A 17,097-nucleotide genomic window follows, 5' to 3' on the forward strand; every position below is an offset into this window, starting at 1 on the left:
GCCGGGCACTCGGCATGCCCGAAACGGGAAATCACCAGCCACGCCAAACTTATTGATGATCGGCTATGAAATACCGCGTTAGCGAAAGACCGAGGTTAATGAGCCGGCACGGCCCGCTGAATGGGTGCGGTGCGGTGCAGGGGGTCGAACCGCACGTCGCTGAGCACCTCGAGAAACGCCCGTGACGGTGGAGCGAGCGCGGGGACCGCCCGCGTCACCACCGCGAGGGGCCGGACCACCCGGGGCTCGACAAGCGGGGTCACCATCACCGAAGCCTGCGCCGTCAGAGGAAGCGCGCTCAGCGGCATCGCGGCGACTCCCAACCCGGCGGCCACCAGGCCGACGACGGTGGCCGCGGAGTCGGCCACATACGCGCTGTGGTAAACGACGCCGCTGCGCCGGCACGCGTCATCGGCACGGGCACTGTCGGCGAAGGCCACCACCGGGTGGGCCGCCCAGTCACGCCAGGAAACGTCCGGACCGGCCGCGATCGGGTGACCCGGTGCGGAGACGGCAACCATCTCGTCCTCACCGATCGGCCGGACCTCAAGCCCTTCGATGGACCGCGGGGCCTCGGTCAGCGCGATGTCGACCCGGCCGGCCAGCACGTGAGCAAGCACCTCGTCGGTATCGCCCTCGACGATCCGCACCTGCACGTCGGGCCGGGACTCGGCGAATCGCCGCCCGGCGTACGGCATCACGCATGCCGCAAGCGCCGGCAGCGCAGCCACGGCGACCGTGCCGGACATCCCCTGACGGTAGGCCCGGAAGCGGCCGAGCCCTCCGTCGACGGCCCGCACGATCTCCTCCGCGACCCGCACGAACTCCCGGCCGTCGGCCGTCAACGTCACCGACCGCGTCGTACGGTCGAACAGTCGCGCGCCGGTGACCCGCTCGACCTCTTTGACCGCCCGGCTCAGGGCCGGCTGACTCATGACCACCCGCTCGGCGGCGACCGTGAACGATTCGTTCTCCGCGACCGCGAGCACGAGACGAAGCTGAGCCAGGGTCGGATTCATCAGCCAAGCTTACGAAGCCCCTCAGGGCCGGCCGCCCCTCTCCACTAGCCTCGGTGGATGATCGCGCTTTCTGCCGCCGACGCCCGGCGTCTCGCCGTCCGCGCGCAACTGCTTGACGCGGACCGCCCGGCCGGGATGCTTGAGGTCGTCCACCGCCTCGCGGGCGTGCAGCACGACCCGACCGCGGCCGTCGCGCCCAGCGCCGACCTGGTGCTGTGGAGCAGACTCGGTGCGGAGTACTCCCCGCGCGACCTGCGCGACGCGCTCGACGAGCAGCGACTCCTGGAGTTGGGCAGCATGGTCTACCCGGCCGGGGATCTCGCGCTCTACCAGGCGGAGATGGCTGTCTGGCCCGGCCGCCCGCCGCTGACCGAGGGCCAGGAGGATCTGCGCGACTGGGTGGACGCGAACGACGGCTGCCGCCGCGACATCCTGTCCCTGCTGCGCCGCGACGGGCCGCTGACCGTGCGCGAGCTGCCGGACACGTGCGTCGTGCCGTGGCGCTCCTCCGGATGGACGAATGACCGGAACGTCCGCAAGCTTGTCGACCTGATGGTGGACCGGGGTGAGGTCGCGGCCGCCGGGCGCCGTGGCCCCGAGCGGCTGTGGGACCTCGCGGACCGCATCTACCCCGACGACCCGCTGCCGTACGACGAGGCGATGCGTCTCCGTGCCGAGCGCCGGCTCCGCGCGCTGGGCATCGTCCGGCCGCGCGCCGGTGAGCTTCCGGTCGGCGAGCCGGCGACGGTCGAGGGCGTGCGTGGCCGCTGGCGCGTCGACCCGGCGCTGCTCGACGCGCCGTTCACCGGCCGCACCGCGCTGCTGTCGCCGCTCGACCGCCTGGTCTTCGACCGCAAACGCCTTACCGACCTCTTCGGGTACGACTACCAGCTGGAGATGTACAAGCCGGCGGCCACCCGTCGCTGGGGCTACTGGGCGATGCCGATCCTGTGCGGCGACCGGCTCGTCGGCAAGCTCGACGCCACCTCGGACCGCCGGGCCGGCCTGTTCCGTGTGCAAGCGGTCCACGAGGACGAGCCGTTCACCCCGGCGATGACCGCGGCGGTCCAGGACGAGATCGGCGCGCTGGCGTCCTGGCTGGGGCTGGAGCGCGGCGCGTGAGGGATCGGGTCAGCGGATGGGGTTGCGCAGTGCGAGGAGCGCCACGTCGTCCTCGTGGTCGTCGCCGGCGAGCTTCGTGACGACCTCGTCGAGCAGGTCGGGCAGGGGCGCGCCGGCCAGGCCGCTGAGCACGCCCTCGAGCTGTTCCTCGCGGTCGTCGACGGACTCGGTGCGCGTCTCGACCAGGCCGTCCGTGTAGAACAGGACTGTGGAGCCGGGCGGCAGCGGATGGGTGTGGTCGGTGCGACCGGTCCGGTGGCGCACGCCCAGGATCATGTCGCGGCCGTGCAGCTGGCGGACCCGGCCGTCCGCCTCCAGCAGCATCGGGGCGGGATGGCCGGCGTTGGCCCACTGCAGGCGGTGGCCGGCGCCGTCGGTCTCGGCGTAGGCGAGGATCGCTGTGGTCGGGACGCGGTCGCCGAGCACCTCGATGGAGTTGTCCAGGCGGCGCAGCAGCGCGGACGGGGGTTCCCGCCGGTCGACCAGGTAGGCGCGCAACATGCTCCGCAGCTGTCCCATCCGGGCGGCCGCGTGCATGTCGTGGCCGGTCACGTCGCCGACGACCAGGGCGAGGTGGCCGGCGTCGAGGCGGACTGCGTCGTACCAGTCGCCGCCGATGTGTTCGCTGCGCGCGGCCGGCTCGTAGCGGGACGCGATCTCGAACGGGGCCGCGTCCGGCAGGTCGCTGAGCATGGACCGTTGCAGAAGCGTGGCCACCTGCTCGCGGGAGTACAGGTACTCGGCGCGCTGCACCGCCTGCCCGACGTAGCCGGCCAGCGCGGCGAGCACCGCCTGCTCGGCCGCGTCAAGCGTGTACGGCCGCTTCCAGACGAAGGTGAGCGCGCCGACCGGCCCGTGCTTACCGGGCAGCGGCAGGCTCACGCCGGACTCCCAGCCCATCTCGTGGAACGTGGCCGCCGCGTCCGGCGCGATCGCGGCGACCGCGGCCGGGTCGGGCAGCAGGATCGGCAGGCCGGTGCGGACGGCGAGCGCGGACGGCGTGGTGGCGGTGTCCGGGTAGCGGTGCCAGCGGTCGGCGACGTGGTCGGGCAGGAACGCGCCGGTCTGCAGGCCGATCCGCCCGGCCGGTTCACGAAGCGAGATGCCGACGTAGTCCGGGTTCATCGTGCTGGTGACCAGCTCCCGGACCGCGTCGATCACGTCCGCGACAGTTGTCGTGCCGGCGAGCGTGACGCTTGCGCGCAGGAGCAGCCGGCTGCGTTCGAGCGCGACGCCGGCCGCCCGCTCGCGCGCTCGGGCCGTACCCTCGCGATTGTCGGCCTTTTCGGTGGCGATGCGCAGCCGGAGGCTGTCCGAGCAGGCGGCGGCAAGGTCGGACAGCAGGTCGAGCTCGGCCTCGGTCCACTCGCGCGGCGCGCTGTCGATCGCGCAGAGCGAGCCGAGGACGTTGCCGTCCGCGTCGGTGAGCGGCATCCCGGCGTAGCCCACCACTGACATGTCGGTGATCGCCAGGTTGCCTGCCACCCGCGGGTCGACGCGGGCGTCCGTGACGATCAGCGGTGCGGCGCTGGCCACGACGTGCTGGCAGAACGAGTGGGAGAGCGGCGTCTGCCGCAGGCCCATCCACGGCTCGGCCAGCCCGTGTGCGCCAGGGAACATCTGCCGGGACTCGTCCACGAGCGAGACCAGTCCCACCGGCACGTGCAGCACCTTGCGCACCATCGAGGCGAAACGGTCGAACATCGGGTCGGACGCCGCATCAAGGCCGGTTCTGGCCAGTGCGTCAAGTCGTGCCTCGTCGCTCACCGACACTCCTTCGTCCACCTCCGGCGACACAGCATCCCTGGTCACCGGAGGGACGGCAAGTCGGGGCGGGTCAGGTCGTCGTGACGCGGAGCCTCTACACCGACATGATCGAGCGGGTACGGCGCCTGGAACCGATGCGGGTGCCCGCCGAGATCCTGCGCGCGCAGCTGCCGCCGCTGACCTTCGCCACCGAACGGCTGGTGATCAGCGGCATCCTGGAACCCTGCTACGACGTGGCCGGCGACGCCTTCGACTACGCGGTCAACGGCGACACCGCCCACCTGGCGCTCTTCGACGCGGCCGGGCACGGCTCCTCGGCCGGTGGCCGTGCCGTGCTGCTGGCCACGCTGGCGCTTGGCGCCTACCGCAACGCCCGCCGCGCCGGGCTGGGCCTGGTCGACACGTACCATCAGATCAACGACACGGTGCGCGCGCACGACCGGGCCGGCATGATCACCGCGGTGCTCGCCGAACTCGACCAGCTCACCGGCGTACTCAAGGTGATCTCCGCCGGCCACCCGAGCGGCATCGTCATCCGCGCCGGCAAGGTCGTCAAGGTCCTGCCCACGCCGACCGCGCTCCCGGTGCGGCTCGGCGACCTGCAGACCCCGGTCGTGGTCGAGGAGGCGCTCGAACCCGGCGACCGGCTGCTGCTCTACACGGACGGCATCATCGAGGCCCGCTCCCCCGACGGCGAGGAGTTCGGCATCGAACGGCTCCGCGACTTCGCCGTCAAGGCCGTCGCCGACCAGCTCCCCCCGCCGGAGACCACCCGCCGCCTGGTGCACGCCATTCTCGCCCACCAGTCCGACCAGCTCCAGGACGACGCCACGGTCCTGATGGCCGAATGGCGCGACACACCTCCGGACGACATCCGACCCTGACCTCGCTGCTCATTCGTCGCCGGCGGCCCGGGGAGGCCGGGTGTCCCAGGACCGCAGGGCGGCGATCGCGGCCTCGCGGGAGAGTTCTCCCCGTTCGACGAGGAGGTTCTGGAGGAAGCGGAGGGCCGCGCCGACCTGCCGGCCGGGCGGGAGGCCGAGAATCCGCATGACCTCCCCGCCGTCCAAGGGCACCACGACACCTGGCAACCGGGTGTACGTGTCGCGCTCGGCGGCCTCCCTAGCGGCCGCACGCGCGGCCACCTCGCATGCGGCGTCCCACTCGTCGTAGGTGGCGTACTGCCGGGCCTCGACGGCGCGCCGGCTCCAGCCCTCACGGTCGCGTTCGGCGCCGAGGCCGACCTCGACGAACAGGTCGTGGTACTCCTGTCGCACCTCACCGGGTTCGAGAACGACACCGAGCCGGGCGAGCACCGCGTTGATCGGCCACTCGTGCCGGGGACCGTCGAAGTCCTCGGCGTACGACGGGCCCCAGATCCGCCGCCCGTCGCGCCAGAGGGACGCGGTCTGCTCGCCGTCGCCGCCGAAGAAGTCGGCCTCCACCTGGCCGATCGTCGCGGCGTGCGACCAGGCGCTCAGCTCGGCCTCGGGAAACGCGCCGCCACTGCGCGCGAACAACGCCGGCCGGAGCGGGACGAGGCCCATACGTTGCCGGAGCGGGACCACCGACGAGCGGACCTCGTCAGGGACGACCTTGCGCAGCACGTCGAACGGGCCGATGGCCGCGTTCAGCTGATAGGACATCGGGCCTCCGCGAGTAGGGGAATCGTGACGATCATCCATCGAGAGGGGCCGGTGCGGAATCATGGGGAGGTGATCCCCGCTCTCGCCGCCGATCCGTCGCCACTCACCCGGGAGGTGACTGCGGACGGCACGGCGTTCACGGTCCGGGCGCTTCACGCGGCATCGACATGCTGCTCGACCTTCGCTGTGCGGCCGCCGGAGCGTGACAGCATTCTTTCGTTTTTCGCGATTCTCGCACCTCACGGTTCTCCACCGGGGCGGGCACGATCAAGGACATGATCCAGAAGACATCCGTGGGTACGGTCGCCAAGTCGCTGACCGAGTACTGGTCGCAGCGCGTGGTCGCGGAGGCGAACGGCAACCTGTTCAAGGTCGCGAAGGGCCTCGGTGCGACCAGCTGGCACGCGCACCACGACCAGGAGGAGACGTTCCTGGTGCTGGACGGGGCGCTGACCGTGCAGCTGCGCGACGGCGACGTACACCTGGAGGCCGGTGATCTGCTTGTCATCCCGCGCGGCGTGGAGCACTGCCCGCTCGCGTCCGAGGACGTGTTCCTGCTGCTGATCGGCCCGGACGTCACGTCGACGGCGGCGGGTGGCAAGCCGGCCTGGAGCGTCGAGGGCGGCCGGCCCACACCCGGCTGACCTCGGCCTCAGTGTGCGAGGCCGGCTCCCAGCCGGTCGAGCGCGGCCCGTACCTGGCCGATTCGGGCGGCCGGCGGCTGGTCGACCTGCCAGTACTGGACCACGGTGCCCAACGCGCCCACCGCGGCGTTGATGACCAGCATGATGTCCGGCTCGGCCATCCGCGGGTGACGTTCCAGGGCCCACACGCGCAGGTCGGCCACCAGCCGCTCGGTCATCGGCCGGGCCGATCTGGCCAGCCCGGGTGAACCCGCCTTCAACCGCAGGTGCACGACGATGCCCGGCTCGAACTCGTCGAGGTAGCCCAGGATGATCGCCACCATCGAGTCCCACAGCGGCTCGTCGTGCGGCCGTTGCGCCATCAGGCCGCGCTGGAACTCGGCCTCGTGCGGGCCGTAGGTGACGACGACCGCCTCCTTCCCCTCGAAGTAGTTGAAGAACGTTCCCCGGGCGACGTCGGCCGCGGCGGCGATGTCACTGACGCTTACCGCGTCGAAGCCGCGCTCCTCGAACAGCGCCAGGGCCGCGGCGCGGATGTCCAGCCACGTCTGCGTCTTCTTGCGTGCGCGTAGTCCCGGCATGCCCCAAGTCTAGATAATCCTGAACCCCGCCTATTTTTGAACTGAGTACATTTTTCGTCTACGGTGGGTGCCGTGCGAACCGTCGAAGCGATCACCGACATCAGTGCCACGCCGTAGCGCGTCTGGGACGTCCTCACCGACTTTGCCGCCTACCCGGAGTGGACGGCCTACATCCAGCAGCTCACCGGTACGGCGCGGGCCGGCACGACGATCACCGTGGTCCTGGGCCCGCCCGGCCGCCGCCCGTACGTCGTGAGCACCCCCGTCATCGAGGCGACGCCGGCCACCCGCCTCGCCTGGGCGGCCGTGATCCCCGGCGCCGCCTGGCTGCCGCACGCGATCTACACCGGCACCCACGAGTTCGTCCTGGCCGCGCTGCCGGACGGCGGCACCCGGCTGACCCACCGCGAGCACTTCAGCGGCCTGCTCGCCCGGCTGGTGAAAGAGGGCCCGGCCGGCGGCGACGAAGGGTTCGAGGCCTTCAACCAGGCGCTCAGACGGCGGGCCGAAGCCTAGATCCCCCGTACGCGGCGAGCGCGTGGAACGCGGCCTTCGGCACCCACGAGCCGTCCGGCAGCACCCGGACGATCCCGCGCGCGGCCAGGTCGAAGTCCCGCTCCGGGTCGTCGGTGGTGGGCAGGTGCCGGTTCGCGAACGTGTAGACGAACGCCGCCTCCACGCCGCCGGCCTCGTAGTCGCGCAGCAGGTCCAGGACGTACCGGGCCTGCCCCTCCTCGTCGCGCTCAAGCGTCGCCGTCAGCTTCTCGGCGCGGCCGTGCGCGTCGAACGTCACCGGCTCAGGACCGCCCGCCACCTCGGCCGCGCCGCGGTACGTGCAGCAGCCGAACTCGGTGGCCGCGTACGGCTTGCCCTGGCCGACCGCCGCCGCCAGCGACTGCGGGAACGCCTCCGCGTTTGTCGCATCGCGGTAACCGGCGTCGCTGGCGATGATGTCGAAGCCGGTCCAGTCCACGCCCTCGAGCGGGATCGAGGCGTAGCCGACCGGCCCGCCGAACCGTTCGCGCACCGCGGGCAGCGCCTCGGCGAGGAAGTCCCGGACCGCGGCGCGCGCACCGGGGATCGCCTCCCGCATCCGCATCGGGTCGGTGAACAGGGTCATCCGCTCGGCCAGGTCCCGGCCGGGCAGGAAGCCGTCGGTGAACATCGCGATCTCGGAGCCGGTGAGGTAGACGACCGGCGCGCCGGTCTGCCGCAGCCGTTCGGCGCGCTCCGCGCCGTCGAGGACGAACGCCATCAGCGCGTCGCGGTCGAGGCCGTTGGTGAACGGGCAGTACCAGACCTCGAGGCCGGCCTCGGCTGCGAGACCTGCGGTGAGTGCGAGCCGGTCCTGGACGCCGCCGGTGATGCGGACCGCGTCGCAGTGCAGTTCGTCGCGGATGACGCGCAGGTCACGTCGTACCGTGTCGGGGTCGAAGGGTTCGTGGGTGGTGGACCCTCCGCTGACGAACCCGGTGTCGTAGTTCATGCCGAAGACGCGCATTGCCACTCCATTAATAGGGTACGGTCCGTACCCTACATAGGATACGACCATGAGCACCAGGCGACGGGGCGCGGAATTGGAGCAGGCGATCCTGCACGCGGCCGCGGAGGAGCTCCGCGAGTCCGGCTACCCGGGAATGACCATGGACCGGGTCGCCGCCCGCGCCGGGACCAACAAGAACGCGATCTATCGCCGCTGGCCGCACCGGGCCGCGCTCGGCATCGCCGCCTACCGCCACCTGTCCGACCTGGTGATGCCGCACCCGGACACCGGCAGCCTGCGCAGCGACGCACTGGAGATGCTGCGGCAGGCGAACGAGACCTGGTCGTCCCCGCACGGCGCGATCCTGCGCGGGCTGCTCGCCGCCGCCGCCGACGAGCCCGAGCTGCTCGCCCTGATGCGGGAACGGTCCGGCGCGGACACCATGGACCTCGCCTGGCTGACGATGCTCAGGCGCGCGGCGGCCCGCGGCGAGGCCCCGGCCGCGGCCGCCTGCCACCGGGTCGCGACCACACCGATGATGCTGCTCCGTGCGGAGTACGCGGTCCGCGGCGTCCCGTCCGTCCCGGACGAGATCCTGGTCGAGATCGTCGACGAGGTGTTCCTGCCGCTCGTCAAGGGCCACGGCTGAGCGGGGCGGGCAGCAGCGGCCGACGTACTCACTACTTCGTGCCAAACGTCATCGCGCACTGCCGCACCGCCACCGCCGGCGACGTTAGGATCCTCGCGTTTGTCGGTCACGGGGAGGAAGTTTCCATGCGGTGGAAGATGTCGGCGAGCGCCCTGCTCGCGCTCGCTTTTCTGATCCCGGCGGCGCCGGCGGCGGCTCAGGCGGCACAGCCCGGGCTCGACGCGGGCTGCCAGACGGTGGAACGCACGGCGTACGCGGACATCCGCACGCTGATCACCATCGATCTGGACGCCGCCTCGGACGAGGAGGTGCTCGCACTGGCCAACCAGATCCAGTCCGTGGCGAAGGCCGAGTCGCTGCCCGTCCTGCCGGACGCGATCCAGCAGCGGCTGGAGGGTACCGCGGTCGACCTGCGGGCGTTCCTCAAGGACGGCGTGCAGAACGCCTGGTCGGTGGCGCTGCGGGTCACTGTGACGCGGACCTTGACCAACGCCGGCCCGGCCGTGAAGGCGGCCGCGCAGACGGTGCTCCGCACCGGGACCGTCGATATCTACCTGGCGTACCTGAACGAGGGCGTGTACGTGGCCCGTGAGCTCGACTGCGCGTCCCAGCCCACCCCGACGCCCAGCGTCACGCCCAGCGCCACTCCCAGCGTCACGCCCGGCGTCACGCCCGGCGCCACGACGACCGCCACACCGGTCCCGGGCCTCTCCGCAAGCGCGGCTCCCGGCGGTGCGGGCGGCGGGGGCGGCGAGCTGCCCCTCACCGGCGCCAGCACCATGACCGTGGTCGGCATCGGTGGTGCGCTCGTGCTCCTCGGCATCGCCGGCTACCTGATCGGCCGCCGCCGTTCCCGCTTCGTAGCCTGACCGACCGGTCCCGCCCGGCACGACACCTCGTCGAGCCGGGCGGGACCGGCAATGCGCCAGGTAAACCGCACGAGGTCGAGCGGCGGTCCAGATCAGTAAGGCCCCCGGCCGCCCACGGATCGCGCAGGGAGGCCCCCTCGGGGCCGACCGGTGCCCGCGGGAGCGTGCGGGCCGGGCCACCGCGGGAGCGGGAAGATCTGGTTGTGGATCTTCGGGCGTGAATGCTTCAAGGTGGCAGGCGGCGTGCCGATGGTGAGTGCGTGGGGTGGGTGCGGGAGCGGCTGACGTCGCGCCGCCGGGCGGGTGGGGCGCTGGTGGCGCTCGTGCTGGCGGCGGGCATGGCGGGGACGGCCGGCGCGGGGATTGCGGTCGAGGCGGAGGAGGACCGGTACGCGGGGCAGATCATGGACAACTACGCCACGCTGATCACGGACGCGGTGGAGGACCAGGTCACCCGGTACGGCGACACGCTGTCCGACATGTCGTACGCGATAGGCGCGCAGTCCGACCTGACCGGCGACGACTTCACCCGGATCACCGCGGGGCTTGACGCGTCCCGGCTGGCCGGCGCGGGAAGCATCGCGTTCGTGGTGCCGGCCGCCCCGGCGGAGATCGCGGCCGTCCAGCGGCGCTGGCGGGCCCAGGGCGCGACCGGGCTGACGCTCAAGCCGGACCCGGACGCGCCGAAACACGCATTTTTGATCTTCGAGAAGGCGTTCGACGACCGGGCTGACATGCAGGGCATCGACCTGGCGGTCAGCATGGAGATCGCCACCGCGCTGCACACGGCGCAGCGCAGCGGTGGTCTGGCGATCAGCCCGCCGGTGCGGCTGGTCCGCGACCGGCAACTCCCGGCGGACCACCAGCAGACCTCGATCGTGCTGGCCACCCCGGTCTACACAGGTCTCGGCTCGGCCGCGCCGGACGAGTTCATCGGCTGGATGGTGCTGGGCCTGCGCGGTCAGGACTTCCTCGCGCAGACGTTTCTCGACCAGGGGCAGAGCGCGGTGCAGATCAGCCTCACCGATCCGGCCCGGGACGGCGCCACGCTGACCCAGGTTACGCCCGGCACCCGGGTGGACAGCCATCCGCTGGAGCGCGTCACCGGCATCACGGCCGGGCAACGCCACTGGGAGCTGGCCATGTGGCCGACCAGCCGGCTGACCGCGGCCACGGACCGGGGGATGAGCATGCTCACCGCGGTGGCGGGTGCCACGCTGTCCGTGCTGCTGGCGGCGATGATCGCGGTGCTCACCGGCAGCCGAAACCGGGCGCTGGAGCAGGTCGAGCGCGCGACCGCGGAGCTGCGCCGGGACATCCGCCGCCGGGAGGAGGTCGAGACCGCGCTGCGGGAGAGCGAGGAGCAGCTGCGGCATCTGGCGTTCCACGATCCGCTGACCGGGCTCGCGAACCGGATGCTCTTCTACGACCGGCTCGCGCACGCGCTGGCCACCCACGCCCGCAAGCGGCGCGTGTTCGCCGTGCTCTTCATCGACCTGGACGGCTTCAAGGAGATCAACGACCGGCTCGGGCACGACGCCGGCGACACCGTGCTGCGGGTGGCGGCCGAGCGGCTGCGGACCGGGCTGCGCGCCACTGACACGGTGGCCCGGTTCGGCGGCGACGAGTTCGCGATCATCCTGGAGGATCTGGCCGGCCCGGAGGACGCCCGTCCCACGGCGCAGCGGGTGATCGACTCGCTGCGGGAGCCGATCGATGTCGGCGGCGGCGGGCCGGCCCGGGTGTCGGCAAGCGTCGGTGTCGCGGTCAACTCCCCGGGCCTCACCGCGGCAGACATCCTCCGTGAGGCGGACACGGCCATGTACACCGCGAAGTCCGCGGGCAAGAACCGGTACGCCGAGGCCGGCTCACACCAGTCGTAGGTCAAGCAGGCTTGTCGCCGCGTCGGTGATCGAGTCCGCGGCCGGGCGGGTGCGCCAGCCGAGCAGCGTCTCCGCGTGCGCGGCGCTGAGCCGGGAACGGACGCCGAGGCTCGGCGCCAGCTGGGCCATCTCCGCGTTGAACGGCGCGGCCGCGCGTACCACCCAGTTCGGCAGCTGCCGGCGCGGCACCTTCGCGGCCCGGTCGCCGAGGCGTTCGCGCAGGATGCGGGCCATGTCGGCGAACCACAGGAAGTCGCCGGCGGCGATGAACCGCTGGCCGGCCGCGGCGGGGGCGGTCATCGCGTCCGCGTGCAGCACGGCCAGGTCGCGGACGTCGACGATCGCGTAGCCGGTGCGCGGCAGGACCGGCATCTTCCCGGCCAGCATCAGCCGGATCAGGCCGACCGACGGCGCGAAGTCGTCGTCGAGCGCGGGACCCTGGATGTTCGCGGGCAGCACGGTGGTCAGTTCCGGGCCGTCCGCCCAGCCGCGGACCAGCCGCCAGGCGTCCTGTTCGGCGAGCGTCTTGGCGCGCGGGTAGATGTGCCGCGGCTCGTCGGGCAGGTCGGTCCAGACGCTCTCGTCCGCGGGCGCGCCCCGGGTGGCGGGCATCGCGGCCGCGGTGGACGAGGTCAGCACCACGCGGCGCACGCCGGCCCGGCGCGCGGCCTCAAGCACCCGGCGGGTGCCCTCGCGGGCCGGGCGGATCACGTCCTGCCCGCGGAACTCCCCGACCGGCATCGGGGACGCGGTGTGCACGACGAAGTCCATACCGTCGGCCGCCGCGTCCCAGCCGTCGTCGTGGAGCAGGTCGGCCGCGACGAACGACAGGTCTCCGTCGGTGGCCACCCGGCGCCGCACGGTGTCGGCGCGGGACAGGCTGCGGACTGTGGTGCGGACCCGGTAACCGCGGCGCAGCAGTTCCCGGAGGATGTAGCCGGCGGCGAACCCGGAACCGCCGGTGACAAGCACTGATTCGGTCATGCCAGAAGCGTCGGCGCGCCCGTGATCCGCATCCAGGGACCGGTGGTGCGTGGGTAAAGCCGGGCGTCGGCCCTACGCTCGGATCATGGACAGACGGGGACTGGCCGCGTTCCTGCGCAGCCGGCGGGAGCGGCTCCGGCCGCAGGACGCCGGGCTGCCGGTCGGGCCGCGGCGGCGTACCCCCGGGCTACGGCGCGAGGAGGTCGCCCAGCTCGCGCAGATCTCCGTCGACCACTACAGCCGCCTGGAACAGGCGCGCGGCAAGCATCCGTCCCGGCCGGTGCTCAACGGCATCGCCCGCGCGCTGCGCCTGTCCGACCAGGAGCGCACCCACCTGTTCCGGCTGGCCGGCCAGGCCGAGACGGAGACCGGCACCGGGCCGTCAGAGGCGGTCCCGGCGGGCACGCTGCGGCTGCTGGAGCGGATGAACGACGCCGGCGTCATCGTGTTCAACGGCGCCTGCCAGGTCCTCGCCTGGAACCCGCTGGCGGCCGCGCTGTTCGAGGACTTCTCCGCGCTCGGCACCGCGGACCGCAACTTCGTCCGCCGCTACTTCCTGCATCCGGAGCCGGACCGGCGCGGCTACGGCATGGCCGGCGTGGAACGGTTCGCCGGTACCGCGGTCAGCTACCTGCGCGTCGCCACCACCCGATACCCGCACAACGCCGAGATCCAGACGCTGATCCGTGATCTGCTGGCCGGCAGCCCCGAGTTCGCCCGCCTCTGGCACGACCAGGAGCTGCGCATCGAGCACCACGCCCACCAGGTGCTCGACCACCCGGCGGTCGGCCGGCTGGAGCTGGACTTCGAGATCCTCACCATGCCGGACCGCGACCAGCAGGTGGTGATGTTCACGGCCGAGCCGGGGTCGCCTGTCTACCGGGCGCTTGAGCTGCTGCGGGTGATCGGCACTCAGGACATGACCGTGTGACCCAACACCACATTCGATTTCCCGCTTCCAGCGTGGTCCATTTCCGCGCGCTCCCGCGGCCTGGGGATCCGTGGGTAGTCACCACGAACCGTCATTCCGGGTCGTAGCGGGCGAACGAGACGCCGGGGTCGGGATCGACGCAGCCGGAACATCACGATTGGTAGCCTTCCGCACGTGGCGCGTTTCGAATACCGCGTCCTCGGACCCCTCGAGGTGTGGCACGACGGCGGGCGGGTCGCGATCGGCGGGCCGCGGCACCGGGCGGTGCTCGCCGCGCTGCTGGTGAGGCCGAACACGGTGGTCTCCGCCGCGCGGCTCGCGGACATGCTGTGGGAGGAGCCGCCGCCGCGCGCGACGGAGCTGCTCTACGTGCGGGTCGCGGAGCTGCGCCGGGCGATGCGTGAGGCCGGCGGCGGGACCGATCTGGTGACCGGGGAGGCCGGCTACCTGCTGCGGGTGCCGGACGGCGGGACCGACGTCAAGCGGTTCGCCCGGCTGGTCGACGACGGTCTGGACGCGGCCCGGCGCGGCGATCACCACACCGCGGCCGCACGTCAGCGCGAGGCGCTCGCGTTGTGGCGTGGGGCGGCGTTCGCCGAGGTCGCGGACCGGCCGGGGGTCGAGGCGGAGGCGGCCCGGCTGGCGGAGCTGCGGATCCGGGCGGTCGAGGCGCGCCTGGACGCGGACCTGGCCACCGGCCGGCACGACGAGGTGATCGCGGAGCTGGTCGCGCTTGTCGCCGAGCATCCGCTCCACGAGCGGTTCTGGGGGCAGCTGATGCTCGCCCGGTACCGGGCCGGGCGGGCCGGTGACGCGGTCGCCACGTTCGACGCCGCGGCCCGGGAGCTGGCCGAGCGGCTCGGCGCCGACCCGGGTCCGGAGCTGCGGCGGCTGCACACGGAGATGCTGCGGCAGGACCCGGCGCTGACCCGGCGGCCCGCCGCCCGGGCGCGGCCGCTGACCGGCTTGGTCGGGCGCGAGCGGGAGCTGGCCGCGCTGGACCGGCTGCTTCACGCGCACCGGCTGGTGACAGTCACCGGCGTCGGCGGCGTGGGCAAGACCCGGCTGGCGGCCGAGTTGGCCGGGCGCGGGTGGCTTGTGGAGCTGGCCTCGCTCACCCAGCCGGACCTGCTTGCGGACGCGGTCGGGGACGCGCTCGGCCTGCCGTCGCACCACGCGCGGCCGCGTACCGACCTGATCATCGAGTATCTGCGCGACGCGGACGGCCTGCTGATCCTGGACAACTGCGAGCACCTGGTGGACGCGGCCGCCGCGTTCGCCGTGACCGTGCTGGCCGGCTGCCCGGGCCTGCGCGTGCTGGCGACCAGCCGGGAACGGCTCGGCATCACCGGCGAGGCGCTGCTCCCGCTGCAGGGCCTGGATTTGCCCGCGCCCGGCGCCGTGACCGCGGCGGCGGCCGGCCGTGCCCCGGCCGTGCGGCTGTTCGTCGCGCGCGCGACAGCTGTGGATCCGGCCTTCGCGCTCACCGACGGGTCGGCCGCGGCGGTCGTCGCGAGCTGCCGGGAGTTGGACGGGCTGCCGTTGGCGATCGAGCTGGCCGCGGCCCGGGTGAACGCGTTCGCGATCGGCGAGCTGGCGGCCCGGCTGGACGACAGGTTCGGCCTGCTCGGCCAGGGCAGCCGGATGGCCGAGCCACGGCACCGCACGCTGCACGCGGTGGTCGACTGGAGTTACCGGCTGCTCAGCGCGGAGGAGCGCGGCCTGTTCACCCGGCTGAGCGTGTTCGCCGGCCGGTTCGACCTGGACTGGGCGGAGCAGCTCGCCGCGGACCTGCACCCGCCGGCCGTGGTCGCCCGGCTGATCGCGGCCCTTGTCGACAAGTCGCTGCTGATCCGGGAGTCCGGCCGCTACCGGATGCTTGAGACGCTTCGCGCCTACGGCCTGGAGCAGCTGGCCACCGCCGGAGAGCTGGCGGCCGTGCGGGACCGGCACGCCGCGCTTGTCGCCGGGCTCGCGGACACTCTCTGGAACGAGCGGGTGGGCAGCGCCCGGGACCGCTGGATGCACCTGCTCGACACCACGATGGAGCAGTTCCGGGCCGCGATGGAGTGGGCGGTAGCCCGCGACGACGCCGCCACCGCGCTCCGGGTCGCGGCCGCACTGTCCACCTACTGGCACACGCGTGGCCAGTACGTGGTCGGCCGCCGGTGGATGACGCTCGCGCTCGAGGCGAGCGGCGCGGTGCCACCGTCCGTCCGCGCGCGGGCACTGAGCGGCCTGACCGTCCTGACCGCGATGCAGGGCGACCTCGCGGCCGCACGGGCGTCGGGCACGGAGGCCGCGGAGATCTTCAAGAGCATCGACGACCTTCGCGGGTACGGGCTGGCAATGCGCCGCCTCGCCCTCGCGGAGGGGTTCGGCGGCACGCTTGACCGCGCGGAGGAGCTGATGGTCGAGGCGCAGGCCGTTGCGGTCGCCGCGGACTGGCCATGGCTGCTCGGCTGGACGCTCATCCAGCAGGGCCTGGCCGCGACCGCCCGGGGCCGGTGGGAGCGGGCCGCCCGGCTGAGTACGGAGGCGGAGGAGGTGCTGCGCGACGTCGGCGATCCGGAGGTGCTGGCCTACGTGCTGCTGCTCGGCGCGGAGGCCGCCCGCAACCTGGGCGGGCCGGTCGCGGGCGCGGAACGGCTGTGCGCGGCGTTGCGCGCGTTCGTCGGCGAACGGATGCTGTGGGGCCTGTCGCTTGCCCTGTTCTACACCTCGCGCGTCTACGGCGACCTGGACCGGCCCCGGCGGGAGGTGCTGTTGCTGTCCGCGGGTCAGGAGGTGCGGCGTACCGTCGGCGGCAGTTTCTTCTTCTGGCTTGCTGACCATCAGCGGCGACGGCTGGCGTCCCTGCGGACCACTCTGGGCGATCATGACTTCGAAGCGGCCTGGCTGGCCGGTCACACCCGCCCGGTCGCGGAGATCATCGACGAGGTCTGCGCGGAACTGTCCCCGAAGGTCGCGTGAAGGTCGGCCACCGATCATGGCGGGATGTTCCTCGCGATCACCGACGTCTACCACCTGATCAGCTTCCGGTTCCGGTCCCGAGTCGACCCGTTCGACGTGCTCAGCACGCCGATGCGGGTCTGGCCGCACCACCTTGACGCGCTGCTGCACATGAACAACGGCGTCTACCTCACGCTGGCGTCGCACTCCCGGTGGGAGTTCGTCATCCGCACCGGCTACAGCGAGATCTTCCGCGACCTCGGCTGGTACGGCGTGATCGCCGGCCAGGTGGTCCGCTACCGCCGCGGCCTGCGCCTCTGGCAGCGGTTCACAGTGGAGACCCGATTCCTCGGCCTGGACGGGCCGAACATCGTCTTCGAACACCGCTTCGTCCGCGGCGGCGACGTGGTCGCGCGCATGGTGGCCTGCGTCCGGATGATCCACCGCACCAGCGGCACCGTCTCCCACGACGCGCTGCGCGAGGGCCTGCACGACCCCCGGATCACCGACGTGCCGGAGTGGGCGTCCCAATGGACGACCTCGGCCATGATGCCGATGGCGGACTGA

At 72.5% G+C, this 17,097-nt stretch carries 16 protein-coding genes; 10 read left to right on the forward strand and 6 right to left on the reverse strand.

Annotated elements, in window-relative coordinates:
- Positions 1–95: 95 nt before the first annotated feature.
- Positions 96–1,019, reverse strand: coding sequence for a LysR family transcriptional regulator (locus ACIA8K_RS39935; protein ID WP_396068713.1), 924 nt, complete (start codon positions 1,017–1,019; stop codon positions 96–98).
- A 57-nt stretch (positions 1,020–1,076) separates the two neighbouring features.
- Here ACIA8K_RS39935 and ACIA8K_RS39940 point away from each other — a divergent pair, with 57 nt between their 5' ends.
- Positions 1,077–2,141, forward strand: coding sequence for a DNA glycosylase AlkZ-like family protein (locus ACIA8K_RS39940; RefSeq protein ID WP_396068714.1), 1,065 nt, complete (start codon positions 1,077–1,079; stop codon positions 2,139–2,141).
- Between the two features lie 9 nt (positions 2,142–2,150).
- Here the strand turns inward: ACIA8K_RS39940 and ACIA8K_RS39945 are convergent, their stop codons facing one another.
- Positions 2,151–3,908, reverse strand: a complete 1,758-nt coding sequence (locus ACIA8K_RS39945) for a GAF domain-containing SpoIIE family protein phosphatase (RefSeq protein ID WP_396068715.1) — start codon at positions 3,906–3,908, stop codon at positions 2,151–2,153.
- A gap of 80 nt (positions 3,909–3,988) precedes the next feature.
- On the opposite strand from ACIA8K_RS39945, the gene ACIA8K_RS39950 reads away from it, so the two are divergent.
- Positions 3,989–4,792: a PP2C family protein-serine/threonine phosphatase gene (locus ACIA8K_RS39950; protein ID WP_396068716.1), complete on the forward strand. Its 804-nt coding sequence runs from the start codon at positions 3,989–3,991 to the stop codon at positions 4,790–4,792.
- Between the two features lie 9 nt (positions 4,793–4,801).
- On the opposite strand, the gene ACIA8K_RS39955 is transcribed toward ACIA8K_RS39950, so the two are convergent.
- Entirely contained in the window at positions 4,802–5,554 is a 753-nt protein-coding gene (locus ACIA8K_RS39955; RefSeq protein ID WP_396068717.1) for a hypothetical protein, read from the reverse strand.
- 275 nt (positions 5,555–5,829) lie between these two features.
- On the opposite strand from ACIA8K_RS39955, the gene ACIA8K_RS39960 reads away from it, so the two are divergent.
- Positions 5,830–6,198, forward strand: a complete 369-nt coding sequence (locus tag ACIA8K_RS39960; RefSeq protein WP_396068718.1) for a cupin domain-containing protein — start codon at positions 5,830–5,832, stop codon at positions 6,196–6,198.
- 8 nt (positions 6,199–6,206) lie between these two features.
- Here the strand turns inward: ACIA8K_RS39960 and ACIA8K_RS39965 are convergent, their stop codons facing one another.
- Positions 6,207–6,779: a TetR/AcrR family transcriptional regulator gene (locus ACIA8K_RS39965; RefSeq protein ID WP_396068719.1), complete on the reverse strand. Its 573-nt coding sequence runs from the start codon at positions 6,777–6,779 to the stop codon at positions 6,207–6,209.
- A 171-nt stretch (positions 6,780–6,950) separates the two neighbouring features.
- On the opposite strand from ACIA8K_RS39965, the gene ACIA8K_RS39970 reads away from it, so the two are divergent.
- A complete protein-coding gene (locus tag ACIA8K_RS39970) occupies positions 6,951–7,295 on the forward strand; it encodes a hypothetical protein (RefSeq protein WP_396068747.1) in 345 nt (114 codons plus the stop codon).
- Here the strand turns inward: ACIA8K_RS39970 and ACIA8K_RS39975 are convergent.
- Positions 7,273–8,280 carry a hypothetical protein gene (locus tag ACIA8K_RS39975; protein ID WP_396068720.1) on the reverse strand — a complete coding sequence of 336 codons (1,008 nt, stop codon included), beginning with the start codon at positions 8,278–8,280 and terminating at the stop codon, positions 7,273–7,275. The two genes, ACIA8K_RS39970 and ACIA8K_RS39975, sit on opposite strands and share 23 nt — an antisense overlap.
- A gap of 49 nt (positions 8,281–8,329) precedes the next feature.
- Between ACIA8K_RS39975 and ACIA8K_RS39980 the strand changes: the two genes are divergently transcribed.
- The 3 genes from ACIA8K_RS39980 to ACIA8K_RS39990 all read left to right on the forward strand — a co-directional run bounded on the left by ACIA8K_RS39980 (position 8,330) and on the right by ACIA8K_RS39990 (position 11,663).
- Complete coding sequence (locus ACIA8K_RS39980) at positions 8,330–8,911, forward strand: TetR/AcrR family transcriptional regulator (protein WP_396068721.1); 582 nt, start codon at positions 8,330–8,332, stop codon at positions 8,909–8,911.
- A 125-nt stretch (positions 8,912–9,036) separates the two neighbouring features.
- Positions 9,037–9,780, forward strand: a complete 744-nt coding sequence (locus tag ACIA8K_RS39985) for an LPXTG cell wall anchor domain-containing protein (protein ID WP_396068722.1) — start codon at positions 9,037–9,039, stop codon at positions 9,778–9,780.
- Positions 9,781–10,040: 260 nt separating this feature from the next.
- Positions 10,041–11,663, forward strand: coding sequence for a diguanylate cyclase domain-containing protein (locus tag ACIA8K_RS39990; protein ID WP_396068723.1), 1,623 nt, complete (start codon positions 10,041–10,043; stop codon positions 11,661–11,663).
- Here the strand turns inward: ACIA8K_RS39990 and ACIA8K_RS39995 are convergent.
- Positions 11,649–12,647 carry an NAD-dependent epimerase/dehydratase family protein gene (locus ACIA8K_RS39995; protein ID WP_396068724.1) on the reverse strand — a complete coding sequence of 333 codons (999 nt, stop codon included), beginning with the start codon at positions 12,645–12,647 and terminating at the stop codon, positions 11,649–11,651. The genes ACIA8K_RS39990 and ACIA8K_RS39995 overlap by 15 nt on opposite strands.
- An 85-nt stretch (positions 12,648–12,732) precedes the next feature.
- On the opposite strand from ACIA8K_RS39995, the gene ACIA8K_RS40000 reads away from it, so the two are divergent.
- From ACIA8K_RS40000 to ACIA8K_RS40010, 3 genes are all read left to right on the forward strand, one after another.
- Positions 12,733–13,578, forward strand: a complete 846-nt coding sequence (locus tag ACIA8K_RS40000; protein WP_396068725.1) for a helix-turn-helix transcriptional regulator — start codon at positions 12,733–12,735, stop codon at positions 13,576–13,578.
- Between the two features lie 174 nt (positions 13,579–13,752).
- On the forward strand, positions 13,753–16,551 hold the full coding sequence (locus tag ACIA8K_RS40005) for a BTAD domain-containing putative transcriptional regulator (RefSeq protein ID WP_396068726.1): 2,799 nt from the start codon (positions 13,753–13,755) through the stop codon (positions 16,549–16,551).
- Positions 16,552–16,575: 24 nt separating this feature from the next.
- Positions 16,576–17,097, forward strand: coding sequence for an acyl-CoA thioesterase (locus tag ACIA8K_RS40010; RefSeq protein ID WP_396068727.1), 522 nt, complete (start codon positions 16,576–16,578; stop codon positions 17,095–17,097).

This window comes from Catenuloplanes sp. NPDC051500 (assembly GCF_044454585.1).
In the GTDB taxonomy this organism is placed as follows: Bacteria; Actinomycetota; Actinomycetes; order Mycobacteriales; family Micromonosporaceae; genus Catenuloplanes.

Coding starts and splice junctions, on each gene's coding strand:
- ACIA8K_RS39935 (WP_396068713.1), bottom strand. CDS start 1,019: ATGAATCCGACCCTGGCTCAGCTTCGTCTCGTGCTCGCGGTCGCGGAG.
- ACIA8K_RS39940 (WP_396068714.1), top strand. CDS start 1,077: ATGATCGCGCTTTCTGCCGCCGACGCCCGGCGTCTCGCCGTCCGCGCG.
- ACIA8K_RS39955 (WP_396068717.1), bottom strand. CDS start 5,554: ATGTCCTATCAGCTGAACGCGGCCATCGGCCCGTTCGACGTGCTGCGC.
- ACIA8K_RS39960 (WP_396068718.1), top strand. CDS start 5,830: ATGATCCAGAAGACATCCGTGGGTACGGTCGCCAAGTCGCTGACCGAG.
- ACIA8K_RS39965 (WP_396068719.1), bottom strand. CDS start 6,779: ATGCCGGGACTACGCGCACGCAAGAAGACGCAGACGTGGCTGGACATC.
- ACIA8K_RS39975 (WP_396068720.1), bottom strand. CDS start 8,280: ATGCGCGTCTTCGGCATGAACTACGACACCGGGTTCGTCAGCGGAGGG.
- ACIA8K_RS39980 (WP_396068721.1), top strand. CDS start 8,330: ATGAGCACCAGGCGACGGGGCGCGGAATTGGAGCAGGCGATCCTGCAC.
- ACIA8K_RS39985 (WP_396068722.1), top strand. CDS start 9,037: ATGCGGTGGAAGATGTCGGCGAGCGCCCTGCTCGCGCTCGCTTTTCTG.
- ACIA8K_RS39995 (WP_396068724.1), bottom strand. CDS start 12,647: ATGACCGAATCAGTGCTTGTCACCGGCGGTTCCGGGTTCGCCGCCGGC.
- ACIA8K_RS40000 (WP_396068725.1), top strand. CDS start 12,733: ATGGACAGACGGGGACTGGCCGCGTTCCTGCGCAGCCGGCGGGAGCGG.
- ACIA8K_RS40010 (WP_396068727.1), top strand. CDS start 16,576: ATGTTCCTCGCGATCACCGACGTCTACCACCTGATCAGCTTCCGGTTC.